The organism is Geobacillus sp. ZGt-1, from assembly GCF_001026865.1.
Classification (GTDB): domain Bacteria; phylum Bacillota; class Bacilli; order Bacillales; family Anoxybacillaceae; genus Geobacillus; species Geobacillus thermoleovorans.
This window is the reverse complement of the sequence record NZ_LDPD01000008.1, coordinates 44,252-46,187: the sequence shown is the minus strand read 5'-3', so window position 1 is coordinate 46,187 and position 1,936 is coordinate 44,252. Positions and strand designations below refer to the sequence as shown.

2 protein-coding genes and 1 pseudogene are annotated in these 1,936 nt (G+C 37.8%); all 3 read right to left on the bottom strand.

The genetic code is table 11. The features are described from left to right. Positions 1-8 precede the first annotated feature (8 nt). Positions 9-600, bottom strand: a pseudogene (locus tag VU18_RS18855) (arsenic resistance protein); the annotation flags it as partial. Between the two features lies 1 nt (position 601). Further along, on the bottom strand, positions 602-1,070 hold a 469-nt coding region (locus VU18_RS18850), incomplete at its 3' end, for an arsenic resistance protein (protein ID WP_369793547.1). Positions 1,071-1,109: 39 nt separating this feature from the next. Continuing rightward, positions 1,110-1,457 (bottom strand): metalloregulator ArsR/SmtB family transcription factor, encoded by a 348-nt coding sequence (locus VU18_RS02405; protein ID WP_011230091.1) that lies wholly within the window; start codon positions 1,455-1,457, stop codon positions 1,110-1,112. Positions 1,458-1,936: the final 479 nt, after the last annotated feature.

Below are 1,936 nucleotides of genomic sequence, written 5' to 3'. Positions count from 1 at the left end.
CTCTGTTGTTAGTATGATACTGATTCTGTTTTAAAGTATTTTCGTTGAAACCATAGTGCCACGTTGACTAACGCAATCATGACAGGCACTTCCACCAGTGGTCCAATAACAGCTGCAAATGCTGCACCGGAATGGATCCCAAACACGCCAACAGCTACGGCAATCGCTAACTCAAAGTTATTACTGCCGGCTGTAAAGGCAAGTGTTGTGGTTACAGGGTATCTCGCTCCAAATTTCCTCCCTAAGAAGAAGGAAACGAAGAACATCAACACAAAGTAAATCAACAATGGAATGGCAACTCTCACTACATCCAACGGCAAGCTTACAATGACGTCTCCTTTTAAAGAGAACATGACGATAATCGTAAACAACAAAGAAATCAATGTAATCGGGCTGACTTTTGGAATAAATACTTTTTCATACCATTGTCTGCCCTTTGCTTTTACTAACAAAAAGCGCGTCAACATTCCGCCAAGAAACGGAATTCCTAAGTAAATAAACACCGACTTAGCGACTTCCATCATTGTAATATTAACGACAGCACCTTCTAGTCCTAACCATTCTGGAATGATCGTCACAAACACATACGCATAAACAGAGNAAAATAGCATTTGGAATACAGAGTTAAACGCCACCAATCCAGCTGCGTACTCCCTGTCTCCTTTCGCTAAATCATTCCAGACAATCACCATCGCAATACAACGTGCCAGACCGATCATGATGAGTCCGACCATGTATTCCGGTTTATCCGGTAAGAATATGATCGCCAACAAAAACATAAGAATCGGTCCAATAATCCAGTTTTGTACGAGCGATAACACTAATACTTTCACATCTTTAAAGACGCGCCCAATCTCCTCATAACGAACTTTTGCTAACGGAGGATACATCATTAAAATTAAGCCAATCGCAATTGGAATTGATGTGGTCCCTACCTGCAAACTGTTCATTCCGTCTACAAAGCCTGGAAAGACAAATCCTAAGCCAATTCCTGCTGCCATAGCAAGGAAAATCCAAAGCGTGAGGTATCGATCCAAAAACGATAGACGTTTTTTCCCCGTATTATTCATTTTTTCCCCCCTAATAATTTAAATTAGTAGATTAGTAGGTTAACAACCGCAACGGAGCGTAGGGTTGGTTTCCTCAATCTTACGAATATTCTCTGTTTGATCTGGAATATGTTGCAGAATATCTTGGATGAAATCATATAACTCATTTTGTGAATTGAGGGAATAATAAATCCACTGTCCCCTCTTATCTTCTTTTACTAATCCTGCATCTTTTAACTTGCGAAGATGCTGACTAATAGCCGGCTGACTCATGTCAAACACCTCAAGAAGCTCGCATACACAACACTCACGTTGTTTTAAAATTGCCATGATCGTTAAACGTGTTTTATCACCAAGCAACTTTAAAACGTGTGATGCTTTTTCTATTTCCACTACTGTCTTTTGCATGGAAACACCTCCTATTCTTTTATGATTATATAGTTATTTACTTATATATATGAGCGAAAATGAAATATGATACTCCTAAATCCCTTTATTTGCAATTTTGTTCCTCTCACACTAAATAATGATGTCACATCTTTCATATCCACGAAATGGATATGGTAGTATAACCATACTTACTCTTCCCTTTAATAAGTATATAACTACATACTTATATAAAACAAGAGAAAAAAACGACTTTAACATAATCTTTACAAATTCAAACGAAAGTGTGAAATTCGGAAGTAAACTTGCCTTATCTCGTCTCCATTTGTTGTTATTCTTCAGAACGAGAGATTCTCCTCCTCGTCATAAATTTCTTTTATTTGTTTCGGTTCGTTTGTTAACTCCATTTCAAATCCTTATTTATTTGATAAGTAAAAAAGACTAACGACTCGAGTCGTTAGCTAACACTGTTTCGTCAACTGGTACCGTCAAGAATTTTG